This window comes from Mesorhizobium sp. M7D.F.Ca.US.004.01.2.1, from assembly GCF_003997785.1.
Lineage (GTDB): Bacteria > Pseudomonadota > Alphaproteobacteria > Rhizobiales > Rhizobiaceae > Mesorhizobium > Mesorhizobium loti.
Window position 1 is genome coordinate 1 of sequence record NZ_RZRQ01000174.1, and the last position, 12491, is coordinate 12491.

The following is a 12491-nucleotide window of genomic DNA, read 5'->3' on the forward strand; positions in this document are numbered from 1 at the left end:
CCATATGCGATTGCCCTGCCGTTCACGGGGAGAAGGTCCCGGCAGGGGGATGAGGGGCGGCACAAACATTGATATTTTGTCTGCAGACCCGGCGCTGCCCTCCCCCGATCGCTTCGCGACCAACCCATACCGGGGCGAGCCGCCTGTCCCTCGGACCCCGTAAATGGGGCGAGGGAAAAGGCGCTTACTTCGATCGCGAAAACGCCAGCCACAGGCCGCCGCCGACCATGAAGCTGCCGCTGATCCTGGACAAAAGCTTGATGCGGCTGGCCGACAGCAGACGCCCGGCGCGGCCGGCGGCCAATGCATAGGTCGAATCCGACATGGCAGCGAAGATCATGGCGGTCAGGCCCATGACGGCGATCTGCAGCGAGTAGTTGCCTTGCGGCGAAATGAACTGCGGAAAGAAGGCGCCGAAGAAGATCAGCGTCTTGGGGTTGCTGAGCGCCACCAGCAGACCCTGCAGGAAGAAGCCGCCGCGCGGTTTCCTGGCGGTTCCATCCGCGTTCAGCGTGTCCTTGGAACGGAACATCTGCGCGCCCATCCAGATCAGATAGGCGGCGCCGATCAGCCTGACCCATTCGAACCAATGGCCCATGCCCGCAATCAGCGTGTTGAGGCCGATGCCGACGATGGCGATCATCACGGCAAGCCCGGCCTGCGTGCCGGCGACATTGGCGAGACCGGCGCGGGAGCCATGGCGAATGCTGTTGGCGATGATCAGCGTGACCGTCGGACCCGGTACCAGGATGATGACGATGCAAGCCAGGACATAGGCGGCGTAGAGTTCGAGCGACATGATTTTTCCCTGGGAATGCCGACGATGCGGCGCAGCTGAGGACAATCAATGCATGGCGGCGCTGCCGATGCAAGCCGATGCGCGAAGCGCCGCGACAGGCCGGTGCATGCGGCTCAGGCGCTGGCGCCGGACTGCCAGGGCAGCGTCGCCTCATAGGCCGCCGCCGCCTTCAGCACGGCAAGGTCGCCGCGTGGCCGGCCGATCAGCTGCATGCCCATCGGCCTAGCCTTGTCGTCGAAGCCGACCGGCACGTTGACCGCCGGGCAGCCGCCCAAGGTCGCGAAAGCGGAAACCTGCATCCAGCGGTGGTAGCTGTCCATTGCGCGTCCGGCGACCTCGCGGGGCCAATGCGTGCTTACATCGAAGGGGAAGACCTGCGCGGTCGGCAGCGCGATGAGATCATAGCGGTCGAAGAGCGACAGCAGCATGCGATGCCAGGACGTGCGGATGACCGACGCCGCGCGAATCTGCGGCGCCGTCAGCCGCATTGCGTTCTCCACCTCCCAGATGGCCTCCGGCTTGAGCAGGCCGCGCTTGGCGGGATCGTCATAGTGGGTTTTGAGCGCGCAGCCGCTGCTGGCCTGGCGCAGCGTCACGAAGGCCTGCCACAGCGCTTCGAAGTCGAAATCCGGCAGCAGCGGTTCGGTCACGAAGGACGCTTGCGCGAACCGGCCAAGGGCTGCTTCGCACAGATCGAGGATGCCGGGTTCGACCGGCAGATGGCCGCGGAGGTCACCAAACCAGGCGATGCGGCCGCCAGTCGCTGCCATGCCGAGCCCTTCGAGGAACGAGCCCGGTTTCTCATAGGACAATGGCGCGTGCGGGTGGTAACCGGCCTGCACATCGAGTAGCAGCGCCATGTCACGGACGTTGCGGCCCATCGGCCCATCGACGCCCATCTGCGCATGAAAAACCTCAAAGTCGGGTCCGCCGGGGACAAGTCCTTGCGACGGGCGGAAGCCATAGACATTGTTCAAGGCGGCCGGATTGCGCAGCGAGCCGCCGAAGTCGCTGCCATCGGCGACAGGCAGCATGTCGAGCGCCAGCGCCACAGCCGCGCCGCCGCTCGAGCCGCCGGCGGTCAGGGCCGGATCGAAGGCGTTCAGCGTCGGTCCGAACACGCTGTTGTAGGTGTTGGAGCCAAGGCCGAATTCGGGGACGTTGGTCTTGCCGATGATGATGGCGCCGGCGTCGCGGATGCGCTCGACAAAGAAATCGTCTTCCTGGGGCACGAAATCGGCGAAGATCGGCGAGCCGAGGGAGGTTCTGAGGCCCTTGGTCGAGGCGAGATCCTTGATGGCGATCGGCAGGCCGAAGAGCGGGCCGGCTTCGACACTTGTCCGCCTGATATCGGCGGCATCGGCTTCGCGCAGGATGTCGCCGCGGTCGCGCAACGAAACGATGGCGTTGACCAGCGGGTTGACCGCCTCGATGCGGTCGAGGAATGCCGTCACCACCTCGCGCACGGAAAGTGTCTTTCGGCGGATGGCGGCGGCGAGCTCGACCGCGGACAGGCGGCAGATGTCGCCGGTCGGCGGCACGGCATGTTTCGTTTGAGGGCGCAGCATCTCAATGGGTTTCCTGCAACGCCTGATCGACATCCCTGGCCAGCGGGATCGCCGGCTGGGCGCCAGGCTTCAGGCAGGCCAGCGAGCCGGCCGCGCCGGCGCGCACCAGCGCCTGTTCGAGCGTGAGGCCCGACGACAGCCCGGCGGCAAAATAACCGCAGAACGTATCGCCGGCGCCGACCGTGTCGACAGGGGTGATTTTCAGGGCCGGAACGCTGAGGAAATCGCTCGGCGTCGCCGCCATCACGCCATCGCCGCCGAGCGTGACGACGATGGTGCGGCCGGTTTTCGCGGCGAAGTCGCGCATGCGTGCCGCCCGGTCGCGGCCATTTAGGGCCAGCGCTTCGCCATAGAGGTCGAATTCGGTTTCGTTGGCGACGGCATAATCGGCCTTGGCGAGAAAGGCCGCTGCCTTGCCCTGGAAAGGGGCTGTGTTGAGCACGGTGATGGCGCCGGCCGCTCTTGCCTGGTCAAGCGCTGCATCGACGGTCGCCAGCGGGATCTCATGTTGCAGCAGGACGACATCGCCCTTTTTCAGGAAGGCCTTGGCGAGGTCGCCAGGCAACACGGAAGCGTTGGCGCCGGGCACCACGGCGATGATGTTCTCGCCGTCGTCGCCGACCATGATCAGCGCCGTACCGGTCGAGGCGAAGGTCTCGGCAACACCCGACAGGTCGACCTTGCCGTCGCGCAGCAGCGCCAGCGCCTCGGCAGCGAAGCTGTCCTTGCCGACGGCGCCGACCATGCGCACCGAGGCGCCGGCGCGCGCGGCGGCCAGCGCCTGGTTGGCACCCTTGCCGCCGGGAGCGGTGGTGAAGGCCGAGCCGCCTACCGTCTCGCCGGGGCTCGGCAAGCGGTCGACATTGGCGATAAGGTCGAGGTTGATCGAGCCGATGACGATAATCAAGCAACGCCTCCTGGCAGCGCAAATTCAAAGTGTCGGAGCGGCTTTTGTGCGTCCGGGCGAACGCAGGTCGTTCCAATAGCGCGGGAAGCTAACCTGTAAGGCCGCGGCTTGCCAGACCACGCGAATGGTCCAGCTCGATTTGAGGTATCGCGGCTTATTCACAGCGCACGGTGACCGTGCCCTGATAGTTGCCGGCGGGAAAGATACCGCTCGACTTGGTGGCGGTGAGGTCGACCTGCATGGGGTGGGTGCCGTTGACAACCCGCTGCGGCACACTTCCGTTGATGTCGACCCCCGAGCCATCGAGGCGGAAGACCGAAGCGAAGGTCACGTTGGTGCCGCCGCCGCTCGGCGCGGACGAGAATGCGGCTGGCGCCGGCGCCGAAACCGAATAGCAGTCCAGCAGGTTGAACAAGGAGCACAGCAGCGAGCTTGCCACGATCGTGGCGCTCGCACTCGATCCGCCTGCCTGTTTGGAGCCCAGTATGCCGATGGCTGGATTTGCGGTCATCGTTCCGGACGCCCCGACCATGATGGTGCAGGTGCCGATGATCGCCGCCTGCACCGGAAGGCAAAAGCCGGCAAGTGCTGCCATGGCAAGCAGCGCGCTGCTATTTCTTCTTCTTTTTCTTGCCATCGCTTCCGGTCCTGATGCTCCAGCCTTCGTTGGCCCATCCGGGCGATGCAGTCGCGGGAGCGGTGGCGGCAATGCTCGCCGTCTGGCCGTCGGCGCCAAGGCCCATTTTGAGGAGTTTCAGCTCCAGCTGCAGCCGCTCGACCTCAAGCTCGTAGAGGCGGCTGCAATCGACGCGCTTGGGCGTACGCCCGATCGGGATCACGACGCGGCCGTAGGTGGCGACGTCATTGTTCGACTGGTTGTTGCCTCTGATGACGCCGAGATCGACATACGCGCCGGAACCGGACACGGCGGAGCGGCAAGTGGTGCCGTCCGCGGCATGGACCTCGTCCTGGCCCTGGGGCAAGGTGACACCGGGCAGGTTGAAGCCGCTCTCGTTCTGGTTGAGGTTGTAGATGTCCTCGGCCCCGGCCGGCGAGACATTCGCCGACGCAGCCGCGAGCGCGACTATCAGGATTTGCGGCGCCCAAAAAACTTTCCGCATATCTGTGCCCTTATCTGCGTCTGTTGATTGGGAAAGGGGATGCTTTCGGTACAGATACGCACTTTACGCTCGGCGGCGCCGCCAAAGGGCACGACCACAAGGACAGGACGGGACGCCTGGGAAGCCAGCTGGAAGACATTTGGAGAGATCCTGGCGTCTACCGGCTGAAAATCCTGGTCGTAGACGTGTATTTCGACCCGGATCTTCCGGTCGTAGGGATTGGCTGGGAAAACGCGGACCGCGAAGACGTCGGTGAAGCTGTTGACCTCGCCACGCATCGGCGACATCGACTGCGCCTTGGCGGCAATGGGCGCCAATCCGACGGCCAGTGCCGTCGCCAGGATTCGAGCATGTTTCAAGGCCCCCTCCTTCGCTGCGGCGTCATTCGCAGCGCAGCGTTACCGTTGCCTGATAGTTGCCGTTGGCGAAGCGGTTGCTGCCGCCCTTGGTGCCGGCGAGATGGACCGAGACGAGGTCGGCGCCGGGGGTGCCGATGCTGGTGGCCGAGCCGGTCTCAACGATGGAATGCGTGCCCGCAGCGGAGTAGGTCGGCGTCCAGGTCGTCGACGTGCTGTCGGCGGATGGCACCGTCGTGGTGGTGACCGGATCGACACTGAGCGAGACACCTCCGGTCGTCGTCAGTGTCACGGTTCCGGCAGAACCGCCGCTGTTGTGGGAGCTGAGGGACTGGAGATCGGGACTGACCGTCATCGTGCCGTTGGTGGCAACGACAAGCGTGCAGGTCGGCGCGATTGTGCCATTGAAAATGACATTCTGCGTCGTGGCCAACGCGGTCTGGTCTATGCTGGCAACCAGCAGAACTGCGCCGAAGGCGGCGCGAAACAACGTCATCGAGACCTCCTATTAAGCCGGATCGCCCGAATTAATATGGGTCATCATCACTTTATCGTGGTTAATTTAGGGTTAACTAAAATAACATTTGAAAATAACAAACATGGTAACCAGAGGTTGCCCTCGGTTGTATGCAAGCAAAACGAAACAGAAAAACCTAATTATACTTAATGTCGATATCTATATATTCCTTCGGCAATAATTGGAAAATCGATGTTCACGACACCTGCCCGGCTTCCCAGCCCAGGATAGCGCGCTTGCGGGTCAGGCCCCAATGATAGCCGGTGAGGTCGCCGGATTTGCCGATGGCGCGGTGGCAGGGCACCACGAAAGAGAGCGGATTGGCGCCGTTGGCGGCACCAACGGCACGGCTGGCGGACGGCGTGCCGATGCTGGCGGCGATCGAGGAATAGGTGCGGGCCTTGCCCATCGGGATCTTGAGCAGCGCCTCCCAGACACGAACCTGGAAGTCGGTGCCGATCATGACGACATGCAGCGGTTGGTCGGGGCGCCACAGCGTCGGGTCGAAGATGCGCGCGGCGTAGGGGCCTGTGGCAGTCATGTCCTCGACATAGAGGGCGTTCGGCCAGCGGCTGGACATGTCGGCGAAGGCGGCGCGCTCCTCGCCGGGGTCGCTGAAGGCGAGGCCGGCAAGCCCGCGGTCGGTGGCCATGATCAGGGCGGTGCCGAAGGGCGAGGAATGGTAGCCGTAGCGGATGGTGAGCCCGGCGCCGCGCGTCTTGTAGTCGCCCGGCGACATCGCCTCATGGGTGACGAACAGGTCATGCAGCCGGCCCGGGCCGGACATGCCCAATTCGAACGAGGTCTCGAGCAGCGGCATGCCGGAATCGAGCAGCCTGCGCGCATGATCCAGTGTCACCGCCTGCAGGAAGGCCTTGGGCGACAGGCCGGCCCAGCGGGTGAAGAGTTTTTGCAAGCCGGTCGGCGTTTCGCCGACCTCCTCGGCCAGCTCTTCGAGGGAAGGCTGGTCGCGATAGTCGAGGCTGATCTTCTCGATAGCACGGCGCACGATTTCATAGTCGCTGCCTTGCGGCGTGATGTCCTTGTTGAGGACTGCTGTGTGTGTGCTCATGGAACTGTCTCCTTGAGCCGGAATATCGCCCCTTGGGGCGTCGATCGCCACCCGAAACTTGCCTTCTTGCGGCGCATACCCAGATAGACACGGGATTCGAGCCCAGGAGTCGCTCATGGCCGGCGAAAAAGTAAATCTCACCGGGGCAAAGGAGACCTTACTGATGACGCTCTACGGCAAGGCGCTGGAGAGCCGGTTGCCGGATTCGCTGCTTAGGGATCATTTCGCCGACGAGGTAGTTCGCAAGATCGACTATGATTTCTCCCGGCTCAAGGTCGACGACAATCTCGGCGTCGGCCTGGCGATCCGGGCAAAGACGCTGGACGTCCGCGTTGAGGACTTTCTCGCCAGAAATCCTGACGCCATCGTGCTGCATCTGGGCTGCGGGCTCGATACGCGTATCTTCCGTGTCGATCCACCGCAAGGCGTGGACTGGTTCGATGTCGACTACCCCGAGGTCATTGAACTCAGGCGCAAGCTTTACCCGTTGCGCGACCATTACCATCTGGTTGCCTCGTCGGTGACCGAGCCCGGTTGGCTGGCTGAAGTGCCGCGCAATCGCCCGGCCATCGTGGTGGCGGAAGGACTGACGCCCTATCTCCCAGCCGAAGAGGGGCCACGCCTGTTAGCGCGGCTCGTCTCGCATCTTGCCAGCGGCGAGCTGATGTTCGACGCCTACAGCCGTTTCGGCCTGAAGCTGCTTCGCCTCAATCCGACCATCAAGGCGACGGGCGCCGAGGTCCACTGGGCCATCGACGATCCGCACGAACTGGAGCTGGCTGTTCCGAAGCTGCGATTCGTCGAGGACATCTCGGCCTACAAGCCCGAACACGCCGCCCGCATGGGCTGGTCCGCGAAACTGTTCATCCGCCTGTGGAGACACATTCCTGCATTGCGAAAGGTCGGCAGGCTTTTGCGCTATCGGTTCTGAGGCACTTTTTGCCGCAATTCCCCAGGGAAGCGCTGCGCGCTTTTCCCGGGAAAACCGCTTCACACTTTTCCTGGAATTGCTTCTAGCGCGTCTTGGCGGTCGCCAGCGCGCGTGAAAAAGCCGTGGCAAAGCTTTCTCGGGAGGCTGGGTCCAGGAACGATCCGATCGGCACGTTCTGGCCTTGCCCTTCAACCGTCATCCTGGTGATGCCGATCTCGGTGTGACGAGCGACCGAAAACCGCGCCCAGAACGGATTGAAGCGATGCGCTTCCGATTTACCGGAGGGTGCCGTCTTGCGGATGTCGAGGCTGGTGCGCGAGACCGAGACTTCCTCGCGTGCGCGGGCGGCCCGGTAGTTGACGCGAAAGGCGATGTAGACGGCGATCACGTCGAGGCCGAAGAAGCCGAACACCGGCCAGGCACCGCGCGACAGGAAAAACGCACCTGTCACCAGCCAGCCGAACAGCAGCGCGCCCATCAGGATGAAGAAACCTGTCCGGCCCAGCGACCGATGCGGGGTCAGTAGCGCCTGAAAGAATGGCTCGTCGGCCTGAAACGAGGCGTTTGTGTCGCTCATGAGGGGATATTATAGGAGGGAAATGGCGAGCCCCAAGTCCAAAGATTCTTCCATGTCCAAAAAAGAGCTGTTGCCCGGACGGCGCGATGGGTCGAACGCCAAGCCGCGCCCGCGCCCGGTGCGGCGCACTTCGCGCTATAGCCCGGCGGAAGTGCACGAGATCTTCCGGCGCTTTTCCGTCCAGAGGCCCGAGCCGAAGGGCGAGCTCGAACATGTCAACGCCTTCACGCTGCTGGTCGCGGTGGTGCTGTCGGCGCAAGCGACCGATGTCGGCGTTAACAAGGCGACGCGGGCGCTGTTCAAGATCGCCGATACGCCGCAGAAGATGCTGGCGCTGGGCGAAGCCAAGGTCGGCGAGTACATCCGCACCATCGGGCTCTGGCGCAACAAGGCGAAGAATGTGATTGCGCTGTCGCAAGCGCTGATCCGCGACTATGGCGGCGAGGTGCCTGACGACCGCGATGAATTGGTCAAGCTGCCGGGCGTCGGGCGCAAGACCGCCAATGTCGTGCTCAACATGGCCTTCGGCCAGCACACGATGGCTGTCGACACGCATATCTTCCGCATCGGCAACCGGCTCGGGCTGGCGCCCGGCAAGACACCGGAACAGGTCGAGCAGGGGCTGCTCAAGATCATCCCGGACGAATATATGCGCCACGCGCATCACTGGCTGATCCTGCATGGCCGCTATGTCTGCAAGGCGCGCAAGCCGGATTGCACGGCCTGCGTCATCGCCGACATTTGCAAGGCCGAGGTGAAGACGACCGACGTACCGGCACCGCTGGTGCCGATCGCGCCCCTTGAAATGGCTTCAGCGGCAGATCAGTAGCCGTAGCCGCGTGCCATCGCCGCGGCGAAGACCGGGATCAGCAGGAAGATGAAAGCCTCGGCGCGGATATAGGTCTTCACGGACGCAAGCTCAGTTGCCGGCACCAGGAACGAGGGATTGGCGCTTGCCTGCCTGTTCCAGGAAATGAAGCGGACGGTCGGGATGATCGACAGCAGCCCGACCATGCCAAACGCCGCCATCTTGGCCCAGAACACCCAGTTGTAGACGTAGAATTCCCAGCCCTTGAGGCCGTAGAAGACGCGGCCGATGCCGACGATGATGATCAGCGTGGCGATGATGCCATAGTGGCGATCGATGCCGGCGAGCCGCTTGAGCGTGGCAGCGGCCAGATCGCCGCGGATCAGCACGAATTCGGCGCCGATGATCCCTGCCAGTGAAAACACCAGCACATGATGGAAGATCGCAAGCACAAGATCGGTGGCGTCCATGCTTTTTTCCCTTGGGTCTGACGGCGCCGCCCCGCGCCTGAAAAAGGATCACGCTGCTAGTGTGAATCAGCCTGTCGCGAAAATAACACCGTCGCGCAAGATTCCCATAGTGGAGCCTGGATGATGGGCCGCATTGCCCTGGCTCTTGCACCAGACCGGCGATTTGCTAAGCGCTGACAATCCGTGCGAGGGCAGATCCCATGAACAATTCACCAGCGACCAGTGCTCCTGTCATCGGGACGAAGCGAACCATCCTGCGGGCACACCAGCTTGGCGATTTCGAGGCCTATGCCGCGATGTGGACCGATCCCGTCGTCACCCGTTTCATCGGCGGCAAGCCGCGCACGCGCGAAGAGAGCTGGATGCGCTTCCTGCGTCACGCCGGCCTGTGGTCGCTGCTCGGCTACGGTTTCTGGGCGATCGAGGAGAAGGCGACGGGCCGTTTCATCGGCGAGGCCGGTTTTCACGATCTCAAGCGCGATATGGAGCCGTCGATCGAGGGCATTCCCGAAGCCGGCTGGGCGCTGGTTCCGGCCGTGCACGGGGCGGGCTTCGCCACCGAGGTTGTTGGCCGCGTGCTCGCATGGGGCGAAGAGACGTTCGGGCGGGAGAAGACCGTCTGCATCATCGATCCGGAAAACGTCGCTTCGCTGAGGGTCGCGGCGAAGTGCGGTTTCCGGGAAGTGGTGCAGACCACCTATCACGACGCCCCGACCATCCTGCTGGCGCGGTGACCCTAGAGCCGGCTCTAATCAAAGGGATAGAGCATGATGTCGTCCGAAAAACCGCTTCACACTTTTCGGCATCATGCTCCAGGCGGCGTCATCGACTGGACATACCCGCTCTGTTAGCATCGAGTATAATGCGAAGGGGGGACGATCGATGCGTGCATTCAAGACGACAGCTCTAACGTTTTTCTGGGCGGTGCTGGTGCTCATGCTGGCCGGACGGCTGGCGGCAGCCGACGCGACGGCGCCGACCGCCGATATCGAGGGCGCCGCCGACAACCATCTCGCCAAGCGCTACGAAGGCTCGTTCATCGTCTCCTATGAGAAACTGGCCTTCACGGATTTCAGCGTGCCGCTGTCGCCGCTGAAGCCGAGCGCGGACCCCGACGCGCGCGATGCGATGAACAATCGTGTCTTCGCACCCGACAAGAAGGCCGAGGTCGAGGGCGCTTTGACCCGCATCGCCTATGTGCTGCCGGCCGAGCGTTCGCCGCTCGAAGTGCTGCGCAACTATCAGGATGTGATCGCGGCGGCCGGCGGCGAAATCCTGTTCGAATGCAAGAAGGAGGAATGCGGTGGCGCCGCTGACCGCTCGTCGAGCGGCGGGGGCGGCGACATGAGCCTGACGATGTATTCCTTCCATGAGAGCGATCTGAAGGACGCGGCATTCTCCAATGGCGCCTGCGCACTGACCTCCGGCATCAACGACCAGCGCTATTTCTCGGCCAAGGTGCCGCAGGACGGCGGCGACGCCTATGTGACCGTGCAGACCTATTCGATGACCGACGATCTCTACTGCAAGGAGCTCAACGGCCGCACCGTTGCCATCGTCCAGGTGCTGGAACCCAAGGCGCGCGACAAGAAGATGGTGGTGGTCGAGGCGGCCAAGATGGCGGATTCACTCTCCGCCACCGGCAGCATTTCGCTCTACGGCATCTTCTTCGACACCGACAAGGCCGACATCAAGCCGGAGTCGGAACCAACGCTGAAGGAAATTTCGACGCTGCTGGCCAACGACCCTGATATGGCCGTGATCGTCGTCGGCCACACCGACAATCAAGGCGCCTTCGACTACAATCTCGACCTGTCGTCGCGACGGGCGCAAGCGGTCAAGGCGGCACTTGTGTCGAAATACGGCATCGACGGGGCGCGGCTGACCGCTGCTGGCGCCGGCATGATGGCGCCTGTCGCCAGCAATGATGATGACGCGGGCCGCGCCAAGAACCGCCGTGTGGTTCTGGTCAAGTTGAACTGAAGCGAGTCTTCCGAACGAGGACGCATTCTAGCTGGCCTTGCGGCGCAGCTTTTGCGCCAGATCGACCCATGGATCGGTGACGATCTCTGCGGCCGGCGCGACGCTTTTGCAGAGCAATGCCGTTGAGGCGTCAAACGGCTGAGGTCTGGCGATTGCATAGCCCTGGGCATAGTCGACGCCGATCTTTTTCAGCGCCGCAATGATGCCATCGCTTTCGACGAACTCGGCGATGGTGCGCTTGCCCATGACCTTGCCGATGTGATGGATCATCTCGACCATGGCATGGTCAATGCGGTCTTCCATCATGTCCTTGACGAAGCTGCCGTCGATCTTGAGGTAGTCGACGGGCAGGTGCTTCAGATAGGCGAAGGACGACATGCCCGAGCCGAAATCGTCGAGCGCGAAGCGGCAGCCCAGGCCGCGCAGATCAGCGATGAAGCGCATGGCATTGTTGAGATTGGCAATGGCGCTGGTTTCGGTGATCTCCAGGCAGATCATGGCAGGCGAAATGCCATGGACGAGGAACTGTTCGCGCAGGAAGCCGAGGAATGTCTCGTCACCAAAAGTCGCTCCGGAAAGATTGATGGCGCAGGTGGAGATCGGAGCCGTGCGCGGATCGGCCTGCCGCGCGGCCAGGATGGCGAACGTGTTGCGGACCACCCAGCGGTCGATCGATGGCATCAGGCCATAGCGCTCGGCCGCGGGAATGAAGCTTTGCGGGGTGACGAAGCTGCCGTCTTCACTGGTCAGCCGCAACAGGATCTCGACATGTACACCTGCTTCGGCGGCGTCATCGTCGAGCGGCCAGATTTCTTGGGCATGAAGCCTGAAGCGGTTTTCTTCGAGGGCGGCGTGCAGGCGCTGTACCCAGGCCATCTCGCCGAAGCGCTCCTGCAGGGCCATGTCGCCATCGCTGTGGATCTGGACGCGGTTGCGGCCCTTTTCCTTGGCCATGTAGCAGGCGACGTCGGCGGCCCTGAGCGTTTCCTCGATCGTCACTCGCGCATCGGCGATCTGCACCATGCCGATGCTGACGCTGGTGTTGAAGGGCCTGCCGTCCCAGGCGAAATGCAGGTCTTGCACGGCTGCGCGCAGCCGTTCGGCGATGTCGGCCGCACTGTCGGCATCGCAATCGCCGAGCAGCACGCCGAACTCGTCGCCGCCCAGCCGGGCCAGCACATCGCCTGGCCGCAATTCGTTGGTCAGCCGCGCCGAAATCCGGCGCAGCAGCTGGTCGCCGGCAGCATGGCCGCAGGTATCGTTGACCAGCTTGAACTGGTCGAGGTCGAGATACATCAGCGCGTGCTGGCGGGGCCGGTCCGCCAAGTCCGCGATCGTTCTTTCCAGCCGGCTTTCGAAGTCGCGTCGGTTGGCCAGTCCGG

15 protein-coding genes are annotated in these 12491 nt (G+C 63.3%); 4 read left to right on the forward strand and 11 right to left on the reverse strand.

Annotated features, from left to right (window positions below; translation table 11 throughout):
- Positions 1–184: 184 nt before the first annotated feature.
- From EN993_RS21710 to EN993_RS21745, 8 genes are all read right to left on the reverse strand, one after another.
- Positions 185–799: a LysE family translocator gene (locus tag EN993_RS21710; protein ID WP_127264784.1), complete on the reverse strand. Its 615-nt coding sequence runs from the start codon at positions 797–799 to the stop codon at positions 185–187.
- Between the two features lie 113 nt (positions 800–912).
- Complete coding sequence (locus EN993_RS21715) at positions 913–2367, reverse strand: amidase (RefSeq protein WP_127264785.1); 1455 nt, start codon at positions 2365–2367, stop codon at positions 913–915.
- Between the two features lies 1 nt (position 2368).
- Positions 2369–3274 carry a ribokinase gene (locus tag EN993_RS21720; protein WP_127264786.1) on the reverse strand — a complete coding sequence of 302 codons (906 nt, stop codon included), beginning with the start codon at positions 3272–3274 and terminating at the stop codon, positions 2369–2371.
- A 154-nt stretch (positions 3275–3428) separates the two neighbouring features.
- Entirely contained in the window at positions 3429–3911 is a 483-nt protein-coding gene (locus EN993_RS21725; RefSeq protein WP_109658851.1) for a hypothetical protein, read from the reverse strand.
- Positions 3886–4395 carry a hypothetical protein gene (locus EN993_RS21730; protein WP_127264787.1) on the reverse strand — a complete coding sequence of 170 codons (510 nt, stop codon included), beginning with the start codon at positions 4393–4395 and terminating at the stop codon, positions 3886–3888. Before EN993_RS21730 ends, EN993_RS21725 begins: the two co-directional genes overlap by 26 nt.
- A complete protein-coding gene (locus tag EN993_RS21735; RefSeq protein ID WP_109658853.1) occupies positions 4362–4754 on the reverse strand; it encodes a hypothetical protein in 393 nt (130 codons plus the stop codon). Before EN993_RS21735 ends, EN993_RS21730 begins: the two co-directional genes overlap by 34 nt.
- A 22-nt stretch (positions 4755–4776) precedes the next feature.
- Positions 4777–5247, reverse strand: a complete 471-nt coding sequence (locus EN993_RS21740) for a hypothetical protein (protein WP_127264788.1) — start codon at positions 5245–5247, stop codon at positions 4777–4779.
- A 217-nt stretch (positions 5248–5464) separates the two neighbouring features.
- Entirely contained in the window at positions 5465–6340 is an 876-nt protein-coding gene (locus EN993_RS21745; protein WP_127264789.1) for a bifunctional helix-turn-helix domain-containing protein/methylated-DNA--[protein]-cysteine S-methyltransferase, read from the reverse strand.
- 115 nt (positions 6341–6455) lie between these two features.
- Between EN993_RS21745 and EN993_RS21750 the strand changes: the two genes are divergently transcribed.
- Entirely contained in the window at positions 6456–7271 is an 816-nt protein-coding gene (locus EN993_RS21750) for a class I SAM-dependent methyltransferase (RefSeq protein WP_127264790.1), read from the forward strand.
- Positions 7272–7353: 82 nt separating this feature from the next.
- Here EN993_RS21750 and EN993_RS21755 read toward each other — a convergent pair whose 3' ends face one another.
- Positions 7354–7848, reverse strand: a complete 495-nt coding sequence (locus tag EN993_RS21755) for a DUF2244 domain-containing protein (protein WP_109658856.1) — start codon at positions 7846–7848, stop codon at positions 7354–7356.
- Between the two features lie 22 nt (positions 7849–7870).
- Here EN993_RS21755 and nth point away from each other — a divergent pair, with 22 nt between their 5' ends.
- A complete protein-coding gene (gene nth, locus EN993_RS21760) occupies positions 7871–8677 on the forward strand; it encodes an endonuclease III (RefSeq protein ID WP_109658857.1) in 807 nt (268 codons plus the stop codon).
- Here nth and EN993_RS21765 read toward each other — a convergent pair.
- Positions 8671–9126 carry a DUF2214 family protein gene (locus EN993_RS21765; RefSeq protein ID WP_109658858.1) on the reverse strand — a complete coding sequence of 152 codons (456 nt, stop codon included), beginning with the start codon at positions 9124–9126 and terminating at the stop codon, positions 8671–8673. The genes nth and EN993_RS21765 overlap by 7 nt on opposite strands.
- Positions 9127–9326: 200 nt before the next feature.
- Between EN993_RS21765 and EN993_RS21770 the strand changes: the two genes are divergently transcribed.
- Both EN993_RS21770 and EN993_RS21775 read left to right on the forward strand, forming a co-directional pair.
- Positions 9327–9860, forward strand: a complete 534-nt coding sequence (locus EN993_RS21770; protein WP_127264791.1) for a GNAT family N-acetyltransferase — start codon at positions 9327–9329, stop codon at positions 9858–9860.
- A gap of 148 nt (positions 9861–10008) precedes the next feature.
- Positions 10009–11109, forward strand: a complete 1101-nt coding sequence (locus EN993_RS21775) for an OmpA family protein (protein ID WP_109658860.1) — start codon at positions 10009–10011, stop codon at positions 11107–11109.
- Between the two features lie 27 nt (positions 11110–11136).
- Here EN993_RS21775 and EN993_RS21780 read toward each other — a convergent pair.
- A partial coding sequence (locus EN993_RS21780; protein WP_127264792.1) for an EAL domain-containing protein occupies positions 11137–12491 on the reverse strand: 1355 nt, incomplete at its 5' end.